At 63.8% G+C, this 20,532-nt stretch carries 18 protein-coding genes and 1 tRNA gene; all 19 read left to right on the top strand.

Annotated features, from left to right (window positions below):
* The coding region (locus ABHR75_RS06175) for a molybdopterin oxidoreductase family protein (RefSeq protein WP_346963894.1) at window positions 1-737 on the top strand (737 nt) is incomplete at its 5' end.
* Window positions 738-815: 78 nt separating this feature from the next.
* On the top strand, window positions 816-1,433 hold the full coding sequence (locus ABHR75_RS06170) for a 4Fe-4S dicluster domain-containing protein (protein ID WP_346963893.1): 618 nt from the start codon (window positions 816-818) through the stop codon (window positions 1,431-1,433).
* Complete coding sequence (gene hyfB / locus ABHR75_RS06165) at window positions 1,426-3,444, top strand: hydrogenase 4 subunit B (RefSeq protein WP_346963892.1); 2,019 nt, start codon at window positions 1,426-1,428, stop codon at window positions 3,442-3,444. The genes ABHR75_RS06170 and hyfB overlap by 8 nt, the downstream gene beginning before the upstream one ends.
* Before the next feature lie 17 nt (window positions 3,445-3,461).
* A complete protein-coding gene (locus tag ABHR75_RS06160) occupies window positions 3,462-4,385 on the top strand; it encodes a respiratory chain complex I subunit 1 family protein (RefSeq protein ID WP_346963891.1) in 924 nt (307 codons plus the stop codon).
* 16 nt (window positions 4,386-4,401) lie between these two features.
* Complete coding sequence (locus ABHR75_RS06155) at window positions 4,402-5,859, top strand: hydrogenase 4 subunit D (protein ID WP_346963890.1); 1,458 nt, start codon at window positions 4,402-4,404, stop codon at window positions 5,857-5,859.
* A gap of 10 nt (window positions 5,860-5,869) precedes the next feature.
* Window positions 5,870-6,523 (top strand): hydrogenase 4 membrane subunit, encoded by a 654-nt coding sequence (hyfE, locus tag ABHR75_RS06150; protein WP_035138044.1) that lies wholly within the window; start codon window positions 5,870-5,872, stop codon window positions 6,521-6,523.
* A 3-nt stretch (window positions 6,524-6,526) separates the two neighbouring features.
* Window positions 6,527-8,092 (top strand): hydrogenase 4 subunit F, encoded by a 1,566-nt coding sequence (locus tag ABHR75_RS06145; protein ID WP_346963889.1) that lies wholly within the window; start codon window positions 6,527-6,529, stop codon window positions 8,090-8,092.
* A 4-nt stretch (window positions 8,093-8,096) separates the two neighbouring features.
* Window positions 8,097-9,869 (top strand): hydrogenase large subunit, encoded by a 1,773-nt coding sequence (locus tag ABHR75_RS06140; RefSeq protein ID WP_346963888.1) that lies wholly within the window; start codon window positions 8,097-8,099, stop codon window positions 9,867-9,869.
* 1 nt (window position 9,870) lies between these two features.
* Window positions 9,871-10,587: a formate hydrogenlyase complex iron-sulfur subunit gene (locus ABHR75_RS06135; RefSeq protein WP_124786290.1), complete on the top strand. Its 717-nt coding sequence runs from the start codon at window positions 9,871-9,873 to the stop codon at window positions 10,585-10,587.
* A gap of 2 nt (window positions 10,588-10,589) precedes the next feature.
* On the top strand, window positions 10,590-11,372 hold the full coding sequence (locus tag ABHR75_RS06130) for an NADH-quinone oxidoreductase subunit B family protein (RefSeq protein WP_006234107.1): 783 nt from the start codon (window positions 10,590-10,592) through the stop codon (window positions 11,370-11,372).
* Window positions 11,373-11,954: a formate hydrogenlyase maturation HycH family protein gene (locus ABHR75_RS06125; protein WP_346963887.1), complete on the top strand. Its 582-nt coding sequence runs from the start codon at window positions 11,373-11,375 to the stop codon at window positions 11,952-11,954.
* Window positions 11,954-12,457: a hydrogenase maturation peptidase HycI gene (gene hycI / locus ABHR75_RS06120; RefSeq protein ID WP_346963886.1), complete on the top strand. Its 504-nt coding sequence runs from the start codon at window positions 11,954-11,956 to the stop codon at window positions 12,455-12,457. The genes ABHR75_RS06125 and hycI overlap by 1 nt, the downstream gene beginning before the upstream one ends.
* Before the next feature lie 39 nt (window positions 12,458-12,496).
* On the top strand, window positions 12,497-13,336 hold the full coding sequence (locus ABHR75_RS06115; protein ID WP_346963885.1) for a formate/nitrite transporter family protein: 840 nt from the start codon (window positions 12,497-12,499) through the stop codon (window positions 13,334-13,336).
* Between the two features lie 123 nt (window positions 13,337-13,459).
* Window positions 13,460-15,577, top strand: coding sequence for a molybdopterin-containing oxidoreductase family protein (locus tag ABHR75_RS06110; protein ID WP_346963884.1), 2,118 nt, complete (start codon window positions 13,460-13,462; stop codon window positions 15,575-15,577).
* A 76-nt stretch (window positions 15,578-15,653) separates the two neighbouring features.
* Window positions 15,654-17,111, top strand: a complete 1,458-nt coding sequence (gene selA, locus ABHR75_RS06105; protein WP_229089680.1) for an L-seryl-tRNA(Sec) selenium transferase — start codon at window positions 15,654-15,656, stop codon at window positions 17,109-17,111.
* Window positions 17,108-19,075 (top strand): selenocysteine-specific translation elongation factor, encoded by a 1,968-nt coding sequence (gene selB, locus ABHR75_RS06100; RefSeq protein WP_195625143.1) that lies wholly within the window; start codon window positions 17,108-17,110, stop codon window positions 19,073-19,075. The genes selA and selB overlap by 4 nt, the downstream gene beginning before the upstream one ends.
* A gap of 149 nt (window positions 19,076-19,224) precedes the next feature.
* Window positions 19,225-19,321: transfer RNA gene (locus ABHR75_RS06095), tRNA-Sec, on the top strand.
* Between the two features lie 137 nt (window positions 19,322-19,458).
* Window positions 19,459-20,109, top strand: a complete 651-nt coding sequence (gene mobA, locus ABHR75_RS06090; protein WP_346963883.1) for a molybdenum cofactor guanylyltransferase — start codon at window positions 19,459-19,461, stop codon at window positions 20,107-20,109.
* A 15-nt stretch (window positions 20,110-20,124) separates the two neighbouring features.
* On the top strand, window positions 20,125-20,520 hold the full coding sequence (locus tag ABHR75_RS06085; RefSeq protein ID WP_195568244.1) for a putative Se/S carrier protein: 396 nt from the start codon (window positions 20,125-20,127) through the stop codon (window positions 20,518-20,520).
* Window positions 20,521-20,532: the final 12 nt, after the last annotated feature.

The following is a 20,532-nucleotide window of genomic DNA, read 5'->3' as shown; positions in this document are numbered from 1 at the left end:
TGCACTACGACAACACCGAGCAGATCTGGAACGAGTGCATTAGCCTGTGCCCCAACTTTGTGGGCGCAACCTACGAGAAGATGGCTCCCGAGGGCGGTTACGCCCAGTGGCCGGTCAAGAGCACCGATGTGAACGACCACGGTACGCCCGACATGTTCGCTGGTGGCAAGTTCACCACCAAGGACGGCCGCGCCAACCTGATGGCGCACGACTGGGAGGCGCCCTCCGAGCTTCCCGACGATGAGTACCCGCTCATCCTGTGCACCGTCCGCGAGGTCGGCCACTACAGTTGCCGTTCGATGACCGGCAACTGCAAGACGCTGGCGCTGCTCGCCGACGAGCCCGGCTTTGTCCGCATGAATCCCGCGGACGCCGATGCGCGCGGCATCAAGAATGGCGACATCGTCTCGATCCACAGCCGCCGTGGCCAGGTATACAGCCGCGCCGACGTGAGCGATCGCATCAACAAGGGCACGGTCTACATGACCTACCAGTGGTGGATCGGCAAGTGCAACGAGCTGACCATTCACAAGGTCGATCCGGTCTCGCACACGCCCGAGGACAAGTTCTCCGCCTGCCAGGTCGACGCCATTGCCGACCAGGTCTGGGCCGAGGGCGAGGTCGAGCGTCAGTACACCGAGCTCAAGCAGGCTCTGGTGGACGCCGCCGCTCCCCAGGACGTTGAGCCCGGCGCCGCCAAGTTCGACGACGAGACGCACGTGAACCAAATCGTGTAGTCCCGTTCTCGTTGGCTTTTTGGGCCGGGCGTCCCGTACGTTCGGGAGCCCGGCCCGTTATTTTGAAAGGAAGTGGGGATGAACCGCTTCATCGATATCAACCCGGAGAGGTGCATCGGCTGCGGAACATGCCAGTCCGCCTGTGCAGATGCCCACCGGATGCAGGGTCTTCAGGACACGCCGCGTCTGGCGCTCGTGAAGACCGGCGGCATCTCGGCCGCCCTGGCCTGCCACCATTGCGAGGGTGCCCCTTGCGCCGAGGTCTGCCCGGTGAACGCCATCGAGCACGATGGCGACCGCATCCACGTTAAGGAGCAGGAGTGCATCGGGTGCAGGCTGTGCGCCATCGCGTGCCCCTTCGGCGCCATCCATCCGGACGGCACGTCTATTGCCGGTGTCGCAGGCATGTGCGACCCGACGCCTTCGTACCCTAAGTCCCTGAGCAGCCTGCTTACGTGGGCGCCCGGCCAGTACACCTGTGCCGTCAAGTGCGACCTGTGCGCCTTCGACCCCGAGGGTCCGCACTGCGTGGCGGCTTGCCCCACCAAGGCGCTCACCGTCATGGGCGGCGCGGCGGATCGCGAACTCGACGAGGCCAAGCGCCTGCGTTCGATTCAGAACGGCCCTGCCGTCGACGTGTCGGCTGTGGCCCAGGGTCTGTCCGAGAAAGCAGAAGGGAGCGTAAACAATGGATAGCATGACGCTGTTTATCGCATCGCTTGCCGTCTCGTGCATCGGTGCGCTCGCCTCGGTTCTGCTGATTCGCGCCGATAACGCCGCCAAGACCGCCGGCTGCCTGATCGGCGCCGTCGCGGCCGCGCTGTCGTTCATCGCGGGCCTCGAGGCCGTGCTTGGCGACGTTACGTCCCTCAACACGGTCTTCTTCTTCCCGTTCGCCCGTCTCGAGCTCTTGCTCAACGGCCTTGCGGGCCTGATCGTGGTCCTCATCTCGATCCTCGCCTTTGCGGGCTTCATCTACGGTCTGTCCTACTTCGACGAGTACCCGGGCAAGGTCGGGCGCGCCGGCTTCTTCATGAACACCTTCGTCGCCTCCATGATGCTCGTCATCACGGCCGACAACGTGTTCTGGTTCTTGGTCGCCTTTGAGCTCATGTCGCTTACGAGCTACTTCCTTGTCGTCATCGAGGAGAACAAGAACTCCATTAGGGGCGGTTGGCTCTACTTCGTCATCGCGCACGTGGGCTTCGTCCTCATCATGGCGAGCTTCCTGCTCATGACCAACGGCGTGGGCGGTTCCTTCAGCTTCAGTGATTTCCGTACGCATGACTTTGGACCCGCCGTCTCCTCCGTGTGCTTCGTCCTCGCGTTCTTCGGATTCGGTGCAAAGGCCGGTATCATCCCGCTGCACTCCTGGCTGCCCCAGGCGCACCCCGAGGCGCCGTCCAACGTGTCCGCCCTCATGTCCGGCGGCATGATTAAGATCGGCATCCTGGGAATCCTCAAGGTCGGTCTCGACCTGCTCGCGGGTTCGGGCGTCCAGCTCTGGTGGGGCCTCATGGTCCTGGTGTTCGGATCCATCTCGTCGGTCCTGGGCGTCGTCTACGCTCTCCACGAGCACGACATCAAGCGCCTGCTGGCCTACCACTCCGTCGAAAACATTGGCATCATCTTGCTCGGTGTCGGCGCGTCCATGACGGCGCACGCCCTGGGCAACGACGTCATCGCGACGATCGCGCTCATGGCCGCCCTCTACCACACGCTCAACCACGCCATGTTCAAGGGCGAACTGTTCCTCGGCGCGGGCTCCCTGCTCTATGCCACGGGTACGCGCAACATGGAGAAGATGGGCGGTCTGTTCCGCCGCATGCCGGTCACGGCCGTCTGCTTCCTCATCGGTGCCCTTGCCATCTCGGCCATCCCGCCGCTCAACGGCTTCGTTTCCGAGTGGTTTACCTACCAGTCCCTGTTCAACATCTCGACGCTCTCCGACCCGGTCGTCATGGTGTTCGCCGTCGCCTCCGCGGCCGCCCTCGCCATCACCGGTGCCCTGGCCGTCACGTGCTTCGTGAAGGCCTACGGCGTCTCGTTCGCGAGCAGCCCTCGTTCCCAGGAGGCTGCGAACGCCAAGGAGTCCCCGGCTCCGATGTTGTTCTCGCAGATGCTCCTCGCGGCCATCTGCGTGGTGCTGGGAATTGGCTCTCCCGTCATCGCCCCGGTTCTGGGCGACGTCGCCCAGAGCGTGCTTTCCGGCTCCGCCGTCACAGCCACCTCGGGCGTCTCTCTCGTGAATGAGATTTCCGGTGCCGCTACTTCCACCCCCGCGATCGCCATCGCGCTCGTGGTCCTCACCGGCCTCGCGTTCGCGTTGAGGTCCTGCCTCGGCACCAAGGCCCCCGCTAAGAAGACCGACCCTTGGGCGTGTGGCTATGAGCCCAACGAGCACATGCCCGTCGTCGCCACGAGCTTCGCGTCCGACGTCGAGCTCTTCATGGGCCCGCTCTATACCCTGCGCGAGGTATGCACCAAGATCTGCTGGTCCATCGCGCACGTGTTCCAGAAGCTCACCGGTGTCGCCCAGGGCGTCGAGCCCCTGCCCGACCGCTTCCTGGTCGATGCACCGAGCGAGGGTGCCGACAAGCTGGCCGGCCTCGCCTCCAAGATCGAGGGCGGCAACTACTCCGTATACATCTGCTACATCGTCGCGGCGCTCGTGGTCTTCCTCATGCTCGCCGTGGTCATGGTCTAGAGAGGGGAGAGGATATTATGAACATCGTTCTTGCGATAGCGCAGGGCCTCGTGGCCATGCTGGTCGCGCCCTTCTTCTCCGGCCTCGCCCGTGTGATTCGCGCGAAGATGCACAATCGCCGCGGTCCGTCCATCCTTCAGGATTACCGGGACCTCGCGAAGCTCATGGCGCGTCCCGAGTCCGTGAGTTCCGACTCGAGTTTCGTGCTGCGCATCATGCCGCCGCTGTTCCTCGCGGTGTCGTTCATGCTCGCCATGGGCCTGCCCATGTTCACGCTCGAGAGCCCCATGCCCGTCTTCGGTGACGCCATCACCATCATGTACGCGCTCGCGCTGTCCCGCTTCTTCTTCGCGCTGTCCGGCGTGGATTCCTCCAACGCCTACGCGGGCTTCGGCGGTATCCGCGAGCTCCTCATGAGCGTGCTCATCGAGCCGTCCATGCTCATCGCGCTGTTTACCGTCGCCATCGTGTGCGGCTCCACGGACATTGCGACCATGGGTCAGCACATCGTTACGGGCAACGTCTCGAGCGTCGTTGCCGTCATCCTCGCCGGCGTCGCCTTTGCGGCCGCCTGTTACATGGAGCTCGGCAAGCTTCCGTTCGATCAGGCCGAAGCCGAGCAGGAGCTCCAGGAGGGCCCGCTCGCCGAGCTCTCCGGCCCGTCCCTGGCCATGATGAAGCTCGCCATGGGCATGAAGCAGGTCGTGGTCGTCGCTTGGTTCACCTCCATCTTCATCCCCTGGGGAGAGCCCGCGACCATCGGCGTCACCGCTCTCGTGGGCGCCGTCGTCTTCCTCGTCAAGTGCCTGGTCGATTTCGTCGTCTGCGGCGTGCTCGAGAATTCCGTTTCCCGTTCGCGCTTCAAGGTGCTCGGTAACCAGACCTGGGCCGTCGTCGGCATCGCGGTCCTCGCGTTCGTCTTCGTTGTCGTAGGCGTGTAGGGAGAAGGGAGAAACTATGTCAATCGAATTGAGCTTGTCCCTCTTTGCCATGGTGGCGATCGCCGTCCCCATGCTGGGCTCCCTGCTCATCGTCATGCTGCCGCGTCCCTACGCTAAATGGATCTGCGCCTTCGCCGGCGGCATCGCCACGGTCGCTTCCGTTGGCTTGGCTGCGACGTTTGCCGGAAACGGCATGAACGCGGTCGATGTAACCTGGGCGAGTATGGGCCAGACCTTGGTCATGGGCTTCATTTTCGACCGGATGAGCACGCTGCTCGCACCCGCGTTCGTCACTATCGGTCTGCTCGTCGTCATCTATTCGTTCCCGTACATGAGCGATAAGAACAAGGAGCATCCCGACGCGCCCCGTCGCCGCTTCTACGTGTACTTCTCCACGTTTATCGGCGCCATGGCCGGTCTCGCCTACAGCTCCACCATCGTCGGCCAGCTCGTTTTCTTCGAGATCACCGGTGTGTGCTCCTGGGGCCTCATCAGCTACTACATGACGCCCACGGCCAAGAAGGCCGGTATGAAGGCGCTCATCATCACCCACATCGGCGCTTTGGGACTCTACATCGGCGCGGCCTTCCTGTTCGCCGGAACCGGCACGTTCGCGCTGAGCGCGATCTCTCAGCTCGACGCCGGTATGAAGACCGTCGTGCTGCTGCTCATCCTGTTCGCCGCTTGGGCCAAGTCCGCCCAGTTCCCGCTTTACATGTGGCTGCCCTCCGCAATGGAGGCCCCCACGCCCGTTTCCGCCTACCTCCATGGCGCGTCCATGGTTAAGGTCGGCGTGTGCGTGTTCGCCCGCGCTCTTGCGAGCGCCGGCGATATCCCCGAGATCGTCGGCTGGGTCGCCATCATCGACGCCGTTGTGACCATGCTCTTCGGCTTCCTCATGTACCTGCCCCAGAAGGATATGAAGCGCCTGCTTGCCTTCTCGACGATCGCACAGCTCGCCTACGTGTTCTTCGGCCTGGGCCTCTCCGTGTTCGGAAGCCAGATGGCGTTCAACGGCGCCGTCGAGCACATCTTCAACCACGCGTTCACCAAGACCCTGTTCTTCCTCATCGCCGGCTCCCTCAGCTTCACGCTGGGAACCCGTATGCTGCCCAAGATCCAGGGCCTCATGAAGAAGTACCCGGTCACGGGCGTGGGCTTCGCGGTCGCCGCGACCGCTATCGCCGGCGTGCCCCCCATGAGCACGTTCTTCTCCAAGTTCCAGATCATTTCCGGTGGCTTCGCGGTTGGTGCTACCAACACGGTCATTTTCGTCCTCGTGTGCGTCATGGTCGTCGAGACCGTCGCCACCTTCGCATGGTTCCTGCGTTGGATGGGTAAGGTCCTGCCCGGTGAGCCGAGCGAGACCGTGGCCGCCGGCCAGCCCCTTCCGCGTGCCATGGCGTTCGTGTTCGTCGTCCTCATGATCATGGTCGTCGTCGCCGGTCCTCTGTCCTCTAGTTGGATGGGTTAGGAGGTAGGACATGGGTTATTCGTTAGTCAATATCCTGGGCGGTCTTCTGATCGTGACCTCCACCATGGTGGTCGTCTCAAAGACCATCCCGTCCGCCATCAAGTGGTACGCGATCCAGTCGGTTGTCCTGGTGGGCGTGCTGCTCACCCTGGGCCTCACCACCGGTGCCACCGAGCTTCTCATGTGGGCCGCGTCGGCCTTCGTCACCAAGGTGATCCTCGTTCCGTTCATTCTCAACCGTGCCTACAAGAAGATGGGTTCGCCTGCCGATAGCACGCTGACCTCCTCCATCAAGCCGGCTTGGACCATCATCCTCACCGGTCTGGAGGTGGCCATCTGCTTCGCGGTGGTCACGCGCCTGAGCCTGCCCACCGCCGAGGTGGCTACTCCGGCCCTGGCCATCAGCTTCGCGCACTTCTTCGTCGGCCTCACGTGCATCATCTCGCAGCGCAACATCCTCAAGCAGATCTTCGGGTACTGCCTTATGGAGAACGGTAGCCACGTGACGCTCGCCCTGCTCGCGCCCACGGCCCCCGAGATCATCGAGATTGGTATCGCCACCGACGCCATCTTCGCCGTCATCATCATGTCCGCCGTCGTCGTGAGGATCTGGAACGACACCAAGTCGCTCGACTCGCACGACCTGACCGAATTGAAGGGGTAGGCCATGGATGTTTCAATGCTGACGGTCGCCCTGCTCGCTTGTCCCCTCGTGTTCTCCCTGGTCATGGCTGCGCTCCCCAAGATGACGTCCTACAACGTCTTCGCGGGGCTCAACACCATCTCCGTCGCGGCGACCCTCGTCCTTTCGGTCGTCACCGCGGGAACCATGCTCTCGAGCGGGCAGAATATCGACGCTTTGGGCCTGTGGCTCCATCTCGATTCGCTCTCGTCGATCTTCGTCCTTCTGGTAGGCATCATCGGGTTCATCACCGGCGTGTACTCCATCTCCTATATCAAGATCGATATCGAGGAGAAAACCATGCCGGCCGAGCGCGCCAAGCAGTACTACGCGCTGTTCAGCCTGTTCGTCTTTACGATGCTGCTCGCCTGCCTGTCCAACAACATCATCCTCACCTGGGCGGCGGTCGAGGCCACCACGCTGTCGACCGTGTTCCTCGTGGGCATCTACAAGAATAAGCAGGCGCTCGAGGCGTCTTGGAAGTACGCGATGGTCTGCACCGCCGGCGTGGCCTTCGGCCTGTTCGGCACACTGCTCATCTACGCGAACGCCGCCGATATCATGCCCAACGCGCATGAGGCCGCGTTCCTTACCTCCATCATGCCCTACGCCGACCAGTTCGACCCGATGCTCGTGCGCCTCGCGTTCGCGTTCATCGTCATCGGCTTCGGCACCAAGGCGGGCCTGTTCCCCATGCACACCTGGCTGCCCGACGCACACTCCCAGGCTCCGAGCCCGGTCTCCGCGCTGCTTTCGGGCGTGCTGCTCAAGTGCGCCATGCTGGTGATCATCCGCTTCTACTCCCTGTCCATCATCACGGTGGGCGACACCTATCCGCGAACGCTCCTGCTCATCCTGGGCACGCTGTCCATCCTGGTGGCCGCCCTGTGCATCTTCAAGCAGGACGATATCAAGCGCCGCTTCGCGTACTCCTCCGTCGATAACGTCGGCGTGGTCGCACTGTGCCTGGGTATCGGTGGTCCGCTCGGTATCGCCGCCTGTCTGCTGCACTGCATCTTCCATGGCTTCACCAAGGCGCTCGCCTTCTGCATGGCCGGTAACATCCAGCACCTCTACCACACCCGCGACCTGAACAAGATCAAGGGCGTCGTCGAGATCGCGCCCATCACGGCCGCGCTCACCATCGTCGCTCTGCTCGCGCTCGCCGCTTTCCCGCCGTTCGCCCTGTTCATCTCCGAGTTCCTCACCTTCGTGGCCGGCGTCCAGTCCGGTCCCATCTGGGTGGTCGTGCTCGTGGCCATCGGTCTCACCGGCGTGTACTTTGCCCTTACCGGCATCGCGCTGAAGTCCATCTTCGGCAAGGCGCCCGAGGGCATGAAGCGCCACGAGGTGCCCGCCCTCATGATCATCCCCGAGATTGCCCTTGCGATCGTGGTCATGTGGTTCGGTATCGCCACGCCGGTCGCCATCACGAGCGGCGTCGAGGATGCCACGTCCGTCGTTTTGAACCAGAGCGTCGAAGAGCTCCACGAGGTTCCTCTCTACCGCATGGTGTTTAGCTCCCAGACCAAGACAAGCGAGGTGAATTAGCGCCATGGCAGAACCTGAAAAGAAGGTCTACGCCCGTCGCTGCGAGAGCCATGTCGAGGCCCTGCGCCGCGCTGTTCCGGGCTGCATCGAGAAGGTCGAGTGGCAGTGCGAGGACCAGCTGACGATTACCGTCAAGCAGGACAAGCTGCCCGAGGCCGTCCATTACCTGTATTACGAGCGTTATGGCTGGATTCCCGTGATCATCGGCAACGATGAGCGCAGCCTGTGCGGCCGTTACGCCGTGTACTACGTCATCTCCATGGAGGGGGAGGACCCCGGCTGGGTGACCGTGCGCACCGAGGTCGATCCCGCCAAGATGACGTTCCCGTCCGTGACGCCGTTCGTCCCCGCCTGCGTGTGGGGCGAGCGCGAGCTGCGCGACATGTTCGGCCTGATTCCCGAGGGCCTTCCCGATCGTCGTCGCCTGGTGCTGCCCGACGATTGGCCCAGCGGCCTGTACCCGCTGCGCAAGGACTCCATGGACTACCGTTTCCGTCCCGCTCCCGCGAGCGACATGGAAAACTATGAGTTCTTGGCCGATACCAAGGGCAAGGAGACGACGCTCGTCCCCATGGGCCCGTTGCACATTACCTCCGACGAGCCTGGCCACTTCCGCCTGTTCGTCGAGGGCGAGACGATCGTCGACGCCGACTACCGTCTGTTCTACGTGCACCGCGGCATGGAGAAGGTCGCCGAGACGCGCCTGAACTATGACGCCGTGACGTTCCTCGCCGACCGTATCTGCGGCATCTGCGGCTGTGCTCACTCGGTGGCCTATGCCGAGGCCGTCGAGCGCGCCCAGGGCATTCATGTCCCGCCGCGCGCCCAGTACATCCGCGCCATCATGCTTGAGGTCGAGCGCCTGCACTCGCATCTGCTCAACATTGGCCTGGCGTCTCACTACACCGGCTTCGACTCCGGCTTCCAGCAGTTCTTCCGCGTCCGCGAGAAGTCTATGGACCTGGCCGAGAAGCTCTCCGGTCACCGCAAGACCTACGGTCTCAACGTGATCGGCGGCGTGCGTCGCGACATTTTGGCCGAGCAGAAGCTCTCCACGCTCACGACCATCCACCAGCTGCGCTCCGAGGTCCAGGAGCTCGTCGACGTGCTGCTCTCCACGCCCAACTTTATTGAGCGTACGAGTGGCATCGGCATCTTGGACCGCAAGATCGCACGCGACTTCTCGCCGGTCGGCCCGCTCATGCGTGGCTCGGGCTATGCCCGCGACGTGCGCTTTGATCATCCCTTCGACGGCTACGCTGATCCGGACGTCCAAAAGATGCACGCCGCTACGGCCGACACCTGCGATGCCTTCGGCCGTACCGCCGTTCGCATCCAGGAGGTCTACGATTCGATCGACATGATCGAGACCATGCTCGAGAACTGCCCGTCGGGCCCCATCCTCACCACGGATTGGGAGTACACCCCGCACAAGTACGCTATCGGCGCCACCGAGGCGCCGCGCGGCGAGGACGTGCACTGGGCCATGCTCGGCAATAACCAGAAGTGCTACCGCTGGCGCGCCAAGGCCGCCACGTACAGCAACTGGCCGGTCCTGCGCTACATGTTCCGCGGCAACACCGTGGGCGACGCGGCGCTGATTGTCGGCTCGCTCGACCCGTGCTACTCCTGCACCGACCGCGTGACGGTGACCGATGTCGCCGCCAAGCGCGACCACGTGCTCGACAAGGAGCAGTTCGAGAACGTCTGGCGCGACAAGTCGCCGCTCGCGGGCGAGGGCACCACGGCCGCTCCGCTCGATGAGGAGGCGCTCTAATATGCTGAAGCTTTGGAAGGTTAACGCCAAGGCCGGCGACGCGACAGTCAAGTACCCGTTTGCTCCGTTTCCCACCAACAAGGACATGCGCGGCAAGCCCGAGCACAATGCCGAGCTCTGCATCGCCTGCGGTGCCTGCGGCGTGGCATGCCCGGCCGATGCCATTCGCATGGACACCGACCTTGCGGCCGATACCATTACCTGGTCGATTGACTACGGCCGCTGCATCTTTTGCGGCCGTTGCGAGGAAGCCTGCCCCATGGAGGCCATCAAGCTCACCGAGGAGTTTGAGCTGGCCGTCATGAGCAAGGACGACCTCACCAGCAAGAGCGTCTACACGCTCGAGCACTGTTCGCGCTGCGGCAAGCCGTTTGCCCCGCACAAGGAGATCGACTACGCAAAGCGCCTGCTGCAAAAGGCCGGCGGCATGGAGGCCGAGCAGGCTGCCCGTACCGTCGGTATGTGCCAGGAGTGCAAGCGCGAGCTCGACGCCCTGCGCGCCGCCTCGGCCGTAAAGACCGGCAACGCTGCCGGCATGGCTGCCAACGAGACGCTTGCGTCCGGTGAGCCCCAGGGCCCCGGCATGGAGTATCTGGGCGGCCACGGCGTGAACCCGGAGTATATCGACCGCGAGCTCAACCCCGATGCGCCCGAGATTCCTGCCGGTCCTGCGCCGGTCGAGGGCATCATCATGGATTTTGATACGAAGGAGGAGTAACCATGGCCGAACCCACGCTTTTGCCCGAGCGGCTTCAGTACCGCCCGACCAAGATCGAGCTCGACGAGAGCATTGAGAAGGCCAAGGCGACCCTTCTTAAGAAGATCAAGCGCTCGGTGTACGTCTACCGTGTTGACTGCGGCGGCTGCAACGGCTGCGAGATCGAGATCTTCGGTTCCATCACGCCCGTCTTTGACGTCGAGCGCTTTGGCATCAAGGTCGTGCCCTCGCCCCGTCACGCCGATGTGCTGCTGTACACCGGCGCCGTGACGCGTGCCATGCGCATGCCGGCCCTGCGCGCCTTTGAGGCTGCACCCGATCCCAAGATCGTGGTGTCCTACGGCGCGTGCGGCTGCACCGGCGGCATCTTCTACGATAACTACTGCGTCTGGGGCGGCACGGACAAGATTTTGCCGGTCGATGTCTATATCCCCGGCTGCCCGCCCAGCCCCGCGCAGACCGTCTACGGCTTTGCCATGGCGCTCGGTCTGCTGGACCAAAAGCTCCATGCCGAGACCACGGTGGAGGCCGCCGGCGAGCAGGCCGATATCCTGCACCCCGGCGTGCCGTACAAGCTGCGCGTGGCCATCGAGCGCGAAGCTCGCGCCATGAGCGGCTACCGTTACGGCCGCGACCTGGCCAATGAGTTTATGGATACGCTCGAGGGCGCGCCCAAGGGCGATATCCGCGGTGCCATGGCGCTGCTCATCGATAAGCAGGACGATCCGCGCCGCGTCGAGGTGTACTCGGCGCTGCAGGATCTGGTGCTGGCCGGAGGTCGCTAGATGGAGCTCACGGACCGCTCTGGTTACTTTGCGGGCCCCGGTATGCTCGGCGGCTCTTTTGGCGATGCCTCGCGCGCAAGCGACGAGGCCGCCGAGGGCGTCGCCGACCCCTGCCTGGGCCATACGCCCGACCAGGTGGTCTTCTACGAGCTCACGCGTAAGTTTGTGGAGACCGAGGAAGACGTTCCCCAGGAGGCCTGCGACGTGCTGTACTACACGCTCGCCGTGGGCCACCACACCGGCGTGCTCGATTGCTTTGAGCCGCGCCTGTCGGTGCCGGTGGATGTGTTCTATTCGCTCGTCGACGCGCTGCCGGAGGGGGAGGCCAAGACCAAGTTCGAGGCCATCCGTTCCTTTGGCGAGTGCCAGCTTGACAAGGCGGCGGTGCCGTCGCTGCTCGAGGCCTGCGATGCGCTGCTCGACGAGCGCGGTTTTCGCGGGTCGGCCAAGGCCGGCATCTCGGTGTTCGATGACGACTTTGGCCTGCATGCCCAGCAGGTCGCGTTCTTAATGAAGTTTCGCGATCTGGTTGAGCGCGTGCGCGATGTGTCGGGCGTGTATCTGACGGGGAGGCTGCAGTAATGGGTTGCGTTGTGGATGGCCGCGTGAACGGCGCCCCGTTTGCGGGTATCGTGCTCACGGCGGGAAGCGTGCTGCGTGCCGACGATGCCGCCGGCCCCGTGCTCTCCAAAAAGATGGAGGACGCGCCCATCGCCGGTTGGTACACCATCGACGGCGGGCAAACGCCCGAGGATGACATCATCGAGGTCAAGCGCGAGCGTCCGCCGCGTTTGGTTTTGGTCGATGCCGCCGACATGGCGCTGCCCGTCGGTTCCATCCGCTTGCTCGACAAACGTGACGTGGCCCGCAAGTCGATGTTCACCACGCATTCGCTCCCTTTGTCGATTCTGATCGAAGAGATTGAGCAATCGTGCGAAGATATCGTCTTCATAGGGATTCAGCCGGGCGATACGGAGTTCTACAACCCCATGTCCCCGGAGGTCTTTGAGGCCGTCGACGCCGTGTACGACGCCGTGGCCGCCAACGACTTTTCCCACTTTGTCCGCTTGGGGCAAGAGCAGTAGGAGCACTTGTTCCATTTTGTTAGGAAAGAAGTGATTGACATGGCAGATTCCAAGGTGGAGTATCCCACTCCCGATTGCCTGGCGCCCGCCGCGATCGAGGCCAAGACCGAGGCCGCCGGCGTGACCAAGGCTAACCTGCCGGTCGCTAAGGCCTTTCTGTTGGCAATGTTCGCCGGCGCGTTCATCGCCTTCGGCGGCCTGTTCTTTACGGTGTTTTTGAGCGACGGCACGCTGGGCTGGGGTGCCCAGCGCGTCGTGGGCGGCCTGTGCTTTTGCCTGGGCCTGGTGCTGGTGCTGGTGTGCGGTGCCGAGCTGTTTACCGGTAATTCGCTTATGGTCTGCGCGCTCAAGAGCAAAAAGATCACCTTGGTCCAGATGCTCAAGGCTTGGGTCGTCGTATGGGTCGGTAACTTTGTCGGTGCCCTGTTCATCGTCTTTTTGGTGTACATGGCCGGCATTTACAAGCTCAACGGCGAGGCGGTCGCCAATTCCATGGTGAGCGTCGCCGCCGGCAAGGTGACAATCGACTGGGTGACGATCTTCTTCCGCGGCATCCTGTGCAACATCTTTGTGTGCCTTGCCGTGTGGATTGGTACCGCCGGCAAGACCGTGGTCGATAAGGTTGTGGGCATTCTGCTGCCCATCGCCGCCTTTGTGGCCTGCGGTTTTGAGCACTGCGTTGCCAACATGTACTTTTTGCCCATGGGTGCCGTGATGCATGCATGCGGCTACGGTGCCGACGTCGCCGGCGCCGATGCACTCAACGCCGCGGGCATTGCGTTTAACCTGTCCGCCGCCACGCTGGGCAACATCGTGGGCGGCGCGGTTCTGGTCGCGCTCGGCTACTGGTTTATCTACGCTAAGAAGTCCGAGGCGTAAGGTACCGTCTGTTTGACGTTGGGCCTCCCGCGGGGCGTTGCCGTGCGGGAGGCTTTTTGGGTCTGGGGGCTCGTTGCCGGGCTTTTGGCCTGTTGTGTTTGGCTTGTGAAAGGGGTAATCGAGATGGCATCTGCTGTGAAGCGTGACGGTCGCGCCGTGGTGACCACATGCGGGGGATGCTATGCCGATTGCGCCTTTGCGGCACGAGTTGAGGACGGTCGCGTGGCGGCCGAGTTGCCGGTGCCAGGGCATCCGTGCGCGGCGCGTGCCCTGTGTGCCCGCGGACGGCATCGCCTGGCAATGCCGTTTGACGAGCGCGACCGCATTGTGCACCCCATGTGCCGACGAGCTGATGGCTCGGGGTTTGATGCGATTTCGTGGGACGAGGCGTTTGCTCAGATTGCCGAGTGCCTTTTGGGGATTGTTGACGGGCATGGTCCGCGCGCGCTGGGCATGACGCTCGGCGTGCCCTCGTTCGACCGTTACTGGGCGTATCGTTTTATGCATGCGCTGGGCTCGCCCAACGTATACGGTGCCGACGGTGCCTGCGAGGTAAGCAGACTTACCGGCTGGGAGCACAGTCTGGGCTACAGCCCCGCCTCCGACCTGGCGCATACCGATTGCATCATGTATCTGGGGCGCTCCATTGTCGATTCGTCGACGATGGGGGCCGTTGATGCGCTCAACGATGCCCGTCGACGTGGGGCTAAGATTATCGTGGTTGACCCCCGGCGCAGTGGCTCGGCTGCGCTTGCCGACCGCTGGCTGCGCGTACGTCCTGGATGCGATCTGGCGTTGCTGCTGGGTATCGCACATGTGCTGGTAGCCGAAGACCTGTACGATCACGAGTTCGTGGACCGCTACGCCACAAGCTTTGACGAGCTGGCGCAGGCGGCCAGTGCTTGGACACCCGAGTGGGCCGAATCGATGTGCGACGTGCCGGCCGCAGAGATTGTCGCCACGGCGCGCGATCTCGCTGCCGCCGCGCCTGCCGCTGTGGTGGATGCGGGTTTTCATGGTGGCATCGGCATCGCGTATGCCAATAGCACCCAGACCGCACGCGCTATCTGCTTGGTCGATGTGCTGCTGGGCTGTATTGGACATGCGGGTGGCGCGCTCAATCCGCCCACACCGCTTTCACTGGGCGACCTCGATCCCACTCGCTTTGCGACGCCGCCGGTGCCGCGCGAGCCCAAGCTGGGGTCCGAGCGCTATCCACTGGTCGATCCGGTGCGCGGACTGTGCACGACCATCGGTCAGTCGATTCTTGCCGGCGATTTGCGTGGGCTCATCGTCTATGCCAGTAACCCCGGTGCGGGCTATGGCAATGCACAGGCTTGGTTGGGTATTTTGCAGCAGCTCGACTTGCTTGTGACGATTGATATTCGTTGGTCCGAGACGGCGCGTGCTTCTGACTTCGTGCTGCCCGACGTGACGTATCTGGAGGCCGACCGCGGTGTGGGCACGGTCGTGGGCGTCAACGATTCGCGCGTGTTCTACCGCAACGCCGTGCTGCCCGTGCAGCATGACGGCACACGTCCCGGTCGGGAGATTTTTGCCGGTCTGGCGCAGGCGTGTGGCGTGGGCGAGTATTTCCAGTTTACGTCTGACGATCTGACGGCTGCCCAGGTGGCGCCTTTTGGGATCGATCTGGACGAGCTCAAGGAGCGCGGCTGGGCCGATACGGGCGTGGCGCTGCCGTCGCGCACGGGTGAGCCGGTGATTCCGCTTGCCGGCGGCAAAATTGCGCTGGCAAGCGACGTATGGGAACGAGTCGGCATGGGTCGTGTGCCCAACTGGATTGCGCCCATTGTGGAGCCCGGCCCGGGGATGTTTCGCCTCATTAGTGGCAACCGTCCCTTTGAGTCGCACACCTCGCGCAGGCTTGCGGCTCAAGGTGCCGCCGAGGCTGGATCGGACCTGGATGCCGTGCAGATGAATGCCGATGCTGCTGCGCACATGGGCATCGCCGACGGCGAGATCGTCGAGCTCGTGAGCGATATGGGCCGCGACCGCGTGCGCGTGGAGACGACGCCCTATCTGCATCCGGCGTGCATCTTCACGTCGGCCGCCCCCGGCGGGCGTTCGCTTGGCGCCGATGTCGGTGGCGCTCAAGCCTTGGGCGTGGGCCCGCTCGACCATACGCCGTTGCGTTGGGATCCGTTGACAGGTGCCGCGCTCACCCAGGAAAACGCCGTTCGCGTGGAAAAGATCACGGAGCACGTGGATAATAACGATTGATTGACTCAGCCGATCGAATTGGCTGATAGTTTGACGTTCGAACGATTGATTCACCTTTGGTTTTGAAAGGCCGCACATGAGCGATAGCCAGAACATGTCCGATGAGGTGCGCGCCCGTCTGCGTGCCATTCCTTCCGTCAACGAGCTGCTCACCGAGTGGCCGGTGGTGAAGGCGGCAGGGGAGACCTGCGACGCGGTGGTCCATGCCGCCGTCACGGCCGAGCTTGACGAGGAGCGCGCCGCCATTCGCGCCGGCGCCGCCCCGCGTTCCAAGCGTGACCTGGCTTCGGCTATCGAGTGGCGTGCGCACCGCTCCGCGCTGCCGAGCCTGCGCCCAGCGGTTAATGCCACGGGTGTGGTCATCCATACCAACTTGGGTCGCGCCCCGCTCGCGGAGTCGGCCGCCAAGGCCGTGGCCGAGGTCGCGCGCGGCTACAGCACGCTCGAGTACAGCGTGGACACCTGTTCGCGCGGTTCGCGCAAGGAGCACGCCGCGCAGCTGATCCGCTCACTCACCGGTGCCGAGGACGCGCTCGTGGTCAACAACAATGCCGCCGCGGTGCTGCTGGTGCTTGCCACCCATGCCGCGGGCAAAGAGGTTATCGTCAGCCGCGGCGAGCTTGTCGAGATTGGCGGCAGCTTCCGCATCCCCGATGTCATGGCGGCCTCGGGCGCCAAGCTCGTCGAGGTCGGCGCCACCAACCGCACGCACCTGGCAGATTATGAGCAAGCTATTACGCCCGATACGGCCATGATCCTCAAGGTTCATCCTTCCAATTATCGCATCGAGGGTTTTCACGAGGAAGTGGGCTCTCGGGAGCTCGCCGCACTGGCCCATAAGCACGGCCTGCTGTTCTATGAAGATCAGGGGTCGGGCGCGCTGTTGCCCGACGACATCTTGGTGCGCGGAGGCGAAGAAACCACGCCGGCTTCGGTTTCGGCAGGGCTCGATTTGGTGTCGTGCTCGGGCGATAAACTTCTCGGTGCAGCACAGGCGGGCATTATCATGGGCCGTCGTGACCTGGTTCAGGCCTGTGGGTCACATCCGCTTATGCGCGCCCTGCGCCCGGGCAAACTGGCCCTGTCGGCGCTCGAGGCCACGCTGCGTATCTACATGGATGGCGCCGATGTTGCCCATCGCGATATTCCGGTGCTCAGCATGCTTACGCTTCCGCAGACCCATTTGGAGCGACGTGCCCGCAAGCTGCGCGATCGTATGGTCGCCGGTCTCGACAAGGCCGGTTGCCTGTGCGCCGTTCAGGTGGAGATCGTCGAGGAGTCGTCGACTCCCGGCGGCGGTTCGCTGCCTACCGTCGAGCTGCCCACCATGTGCGTTGCCGTGCGTCTTGTCGATGAGCGTCTTTCCGTTGACGCACTCAAGCGCTCACTCGTCCAAGATTTCGACACGCCGGTCGTCACGCGCGCCTCGCACGATCGCATTTTGTTTGACGTCCGTACGCTCGTGGGCGACCGCGATATCGAGACGGCGGCGTCGACGCTTGCCGCATGCGTTGAGAAGGCGATTGCTCGATGAGTGAGGTTCAGGCGCTGGTGGAGTGTCCCGTTATCGTTGGCACGGCGGGCCACGTTGACCACGGTAAGTCGGCACTGATCGAGGCGCTGACCGGCAAGAATCCTGATCGCCTTGAGGTCGAGCGTCGCCGCGGCATGACGGTGGAGTTGGGCTTTGGCGAGCTGGCGCTGCCGAGTGGCAAGATCGTCGGCCTTGTCGACGTGCCGGGCCATGCGCATTACTTGCGCGCCATGGTGCAGGGTGCCACGGGCATCGACGTTGCCGTGCTGGTGGTCTCAGCCGTCGAGGGCGTGATGCCGCAGACCCGCGAGCACGTGCATGTGCTGGAGCTGCTGGGCGTCACGCATATGGTGGTGGCGCTGACGATGTGTGACCTGGCCGATGCCGAGATGACCGAGCTTGCCGAGCTCGATGTCGATGACTTTTTGTCGGGTACTGTGTTTGCGGGCGCGCCAATTGTGCCCGTGTCGTCTAAGACGGGCGAGGGGATTGACGGGCTGCTTGCGGTGCTCGACGAGCAGGTGGGTGTCTGCTGGGATACCTGTCGCGAGCGTGCCGAGCGGAGCGATGCCGCGCCGCGCCTGCCGATTGACCGCTGCTTTACGATCAAGGGCGCCGGCACCGTCGTGACGGGAACGCTGCACGATGCGCCGGTTGCGGTGGGCGATGAGCTCGTCGCGCTGCCGTCGCGCACGGTCTGCCGCGTACGCGGGATCCAGGTGCATGGCGACACGCAGCAGGCGTTGCCCGGTCAGCGTGTGGCGCTCAACTTGGTGGGCGATGCTGTCGCCGCGCTCGATCGCGGCGAGATGCTCGGCGTGGAGGGCCGTTTTGGCCAGACGCTGCGCTTTATGATGACGTTTACCTACCTGGGCCGCGAGGGCGCTAAACCGCGTGTGCTCGAGTCGGGCGCGCGCGTGCATGTGATGGCGGGTACGGCCGAGGTTGTCGGCCGCATCATGCTTATGGAGGGCGAGGCCCCCATGGCGGTGGGCGAGACCCGTAATGTTCAGGTGCGCTTGGAAAACTCGCTGCCGCTACGTGCCGGGGACCATGTCGTGGTGCTGTCCTATTCGCCCGTGATGCTCATTGGCGGCGGGCGCGTGCTGCTTTCGCGCTGCCGTCGCTCGCGCGAGCTTGCCGAAGGAGAGCGTGCGCTGTATGCGGCGATCGAGTCCGGCGATATCGCGGGCGGTGTGGGCGCTTGGCTGGTGCTGCAGACGTTGCCGGTTACGGCGGTTGATGTTGCCGCGGCTTTGGATCTTGGCGTCGGCGAGGTCGATACTGCACTGCGCGTGTTGGTGGCGAAGGGCGCTGCTCGCGCGCTTGCTGGCTCGGATGGCTCGCTGTATGCAGATGCTTCCGTGCTCGACGCCGCGATGAATGCACTGGCGGCGACCCTGTCAGCCATGCATGCGGCGGCTCCCAAGGAGACGGGCTTTACGCCCGGTGCCGTTGCCCATGCTGCGTGGCCTGCCGCTGATGAAGCCGTTGCCGCGGCTCTGATTGCCGAGGGCTGCTCGCGTGGCGTGTGCGCCGCCGAGGGCGCCGAGGTATTCGATCCGCATTCGGCCGCCGCGGCGGCACGCGTGGTGCGAGAGGCTTGCGAGCGCATCGTCGCGCTGCTTGACGAGGCCGGCTTGGATGCACCGGCGCTTCCCGAGGTGGGCGAACAGCTGCAGCTCGGCCGCGACACCATGACGCGTGCCCTGCGCGAGCTTTCCCTCAACCGCGCAATCGTTAAGGTCGAGCGCGACGTTGCCCTGTCCGCTGCTGCCGAGGCCCATGCGCGTGAGCTCGTCGCCGCCGCCATTGAGGCGGCCGGCGGCGCTGCCACCACGAGCGTGCTGCGCGAGGCCCTGGGCGTGTCGCGCAAACGCGCCATCAGCATCTTGGAGCACCTGGATGCCGTGCGCTTTACGGTGCTCGACAAGGATGCCGGCGGCCTGCGCTCCCTGCGCTAGGCCGGTTACCCGCTCCCGCCTCCTCAGTTGCGGTGAAATAGTTCCTGTTTTTGGGGTCTTGCAGCCTAAGTAAGAACTATTCCACCGCAACTTCTTGCTTGTCTATTTGGGATGGGGCCCGCTCGGTTTGGTAAAATACCGCCGCACTTGGGAACGGATGGGCTCCGGTGGGCTCCGCGGTCCTCAAAACCGTTGCGAGGCGTGCAAAACGTCTTGGATGTGTTCGATTCACATACGTTCCCGCCATACGCTACCAGCGCTTTTGTGCTCGCGGTCTTGCTGCGTGCCGCAAAGGCGCTGTTTTGTTTTTGCATGGGTTTGCCGTGCCGCCCGCTTTATCGGCGACGGTATTTGGCTTCGTGCGTCGAGTTTTGAGCATACCGATGGGGGTGGTTTGCCGTATGACTACCGTAAGACGGGCCGATCTTTCTTGTGTCGTTCAAGCGGGCGGGATGTCGTCGCGCATGGGCTGCGATAAGGCGCGCATGGCGTTTTGCGGTGAGCCGCTCATCGAGCGCGTGCTGGGTCGGCTGGCGCCAGTTGCCGGCGAGCTGGTCGTGACGACGTCGCGCCCCTGCGAGCTTGCCTACCTTGAGGAGCTTATGTTTGATGGCCTGCGCCCCCGCGTGGTGATGGACGTCGACGGTCCCGCCGGTGCCATGCGCGGCATCGCGAGCTCGTTGGCCGCGGCGCGATTGCCGTTCGTGGCGATCGTCGCTTGCGATATGCCGTTTGTCTCGCCGGAACTCATCGGCGCGCTCGCCGATCGTGTTGAGGCTGAGGCGCTCGACGTGTGCGTGCCGCGCGAGGAGCGTGGCATTGAGCCGCTTTGCGCCGTCTGGCGCCGTGACGCATGTGCGCCAGTTGCCCAAGAGCTGCTCTCCTGCGACCGCCAACGCATTCGCTGCCTGATCAATCGCGTTCAGGCTGGTTATATAGATGAACCGCAGATCGTTAAGGCCGCGGGCTCGACGCTCTGCTTCGAAAACGTCAATACGCCCGAGGAGTTTGCGGCGGCCGAGTTACTCGCCTAGACGATTGGAGTTGCCATGTCTCACGATATTTGTCCCGACACGGGAGAGCCTTGCACTTGCGATGGTTCCGAGCCCTGTACCTGCGGCTGCGGTGGCTGTGGACATACTGCGGAAGAGGAAGCGGACGCCGCGGCGTATCGCGAGGCACATCGCGAAGGCCCGTCCGGTGATGCCCTCGACCACGAGCGCAAGATTATCGTTTCGTTCGACAGCACCTTCGATGTGATGGAGTGCGAGCAGCTTTGCCTGGATGCCGGCGTGCCCGGGCGCATTATGCCTTTGCCCGGCTCCATTACCGCAGGTTGCGGCCTGTGCTGGGCCATGCCGTTCTCGGGCGATGCGCTCGCCGCCTTCCGCGCCGCCACCGAGGGCCGCATAACCCCTGCCGACTACCATCAGCTCGTCCTCTAACCACCAACACCA

Source organism: Collinsella aerofaciens (genome assembly GCF_039752955.1).
GTDB classification, from domain to species: domain Bacteria; phylum Actinomycetota; class Coriobacteriia; order Coriobacteriales; family Coriobacteriaceae; genus Collinsella; species Collinsella aerofaciens_BI.
The sequence above is the reverse complement of the archived record's forward strand: the minus strand, read 5'-3'. Positions and strand labels throughout refer to the sequence as shown.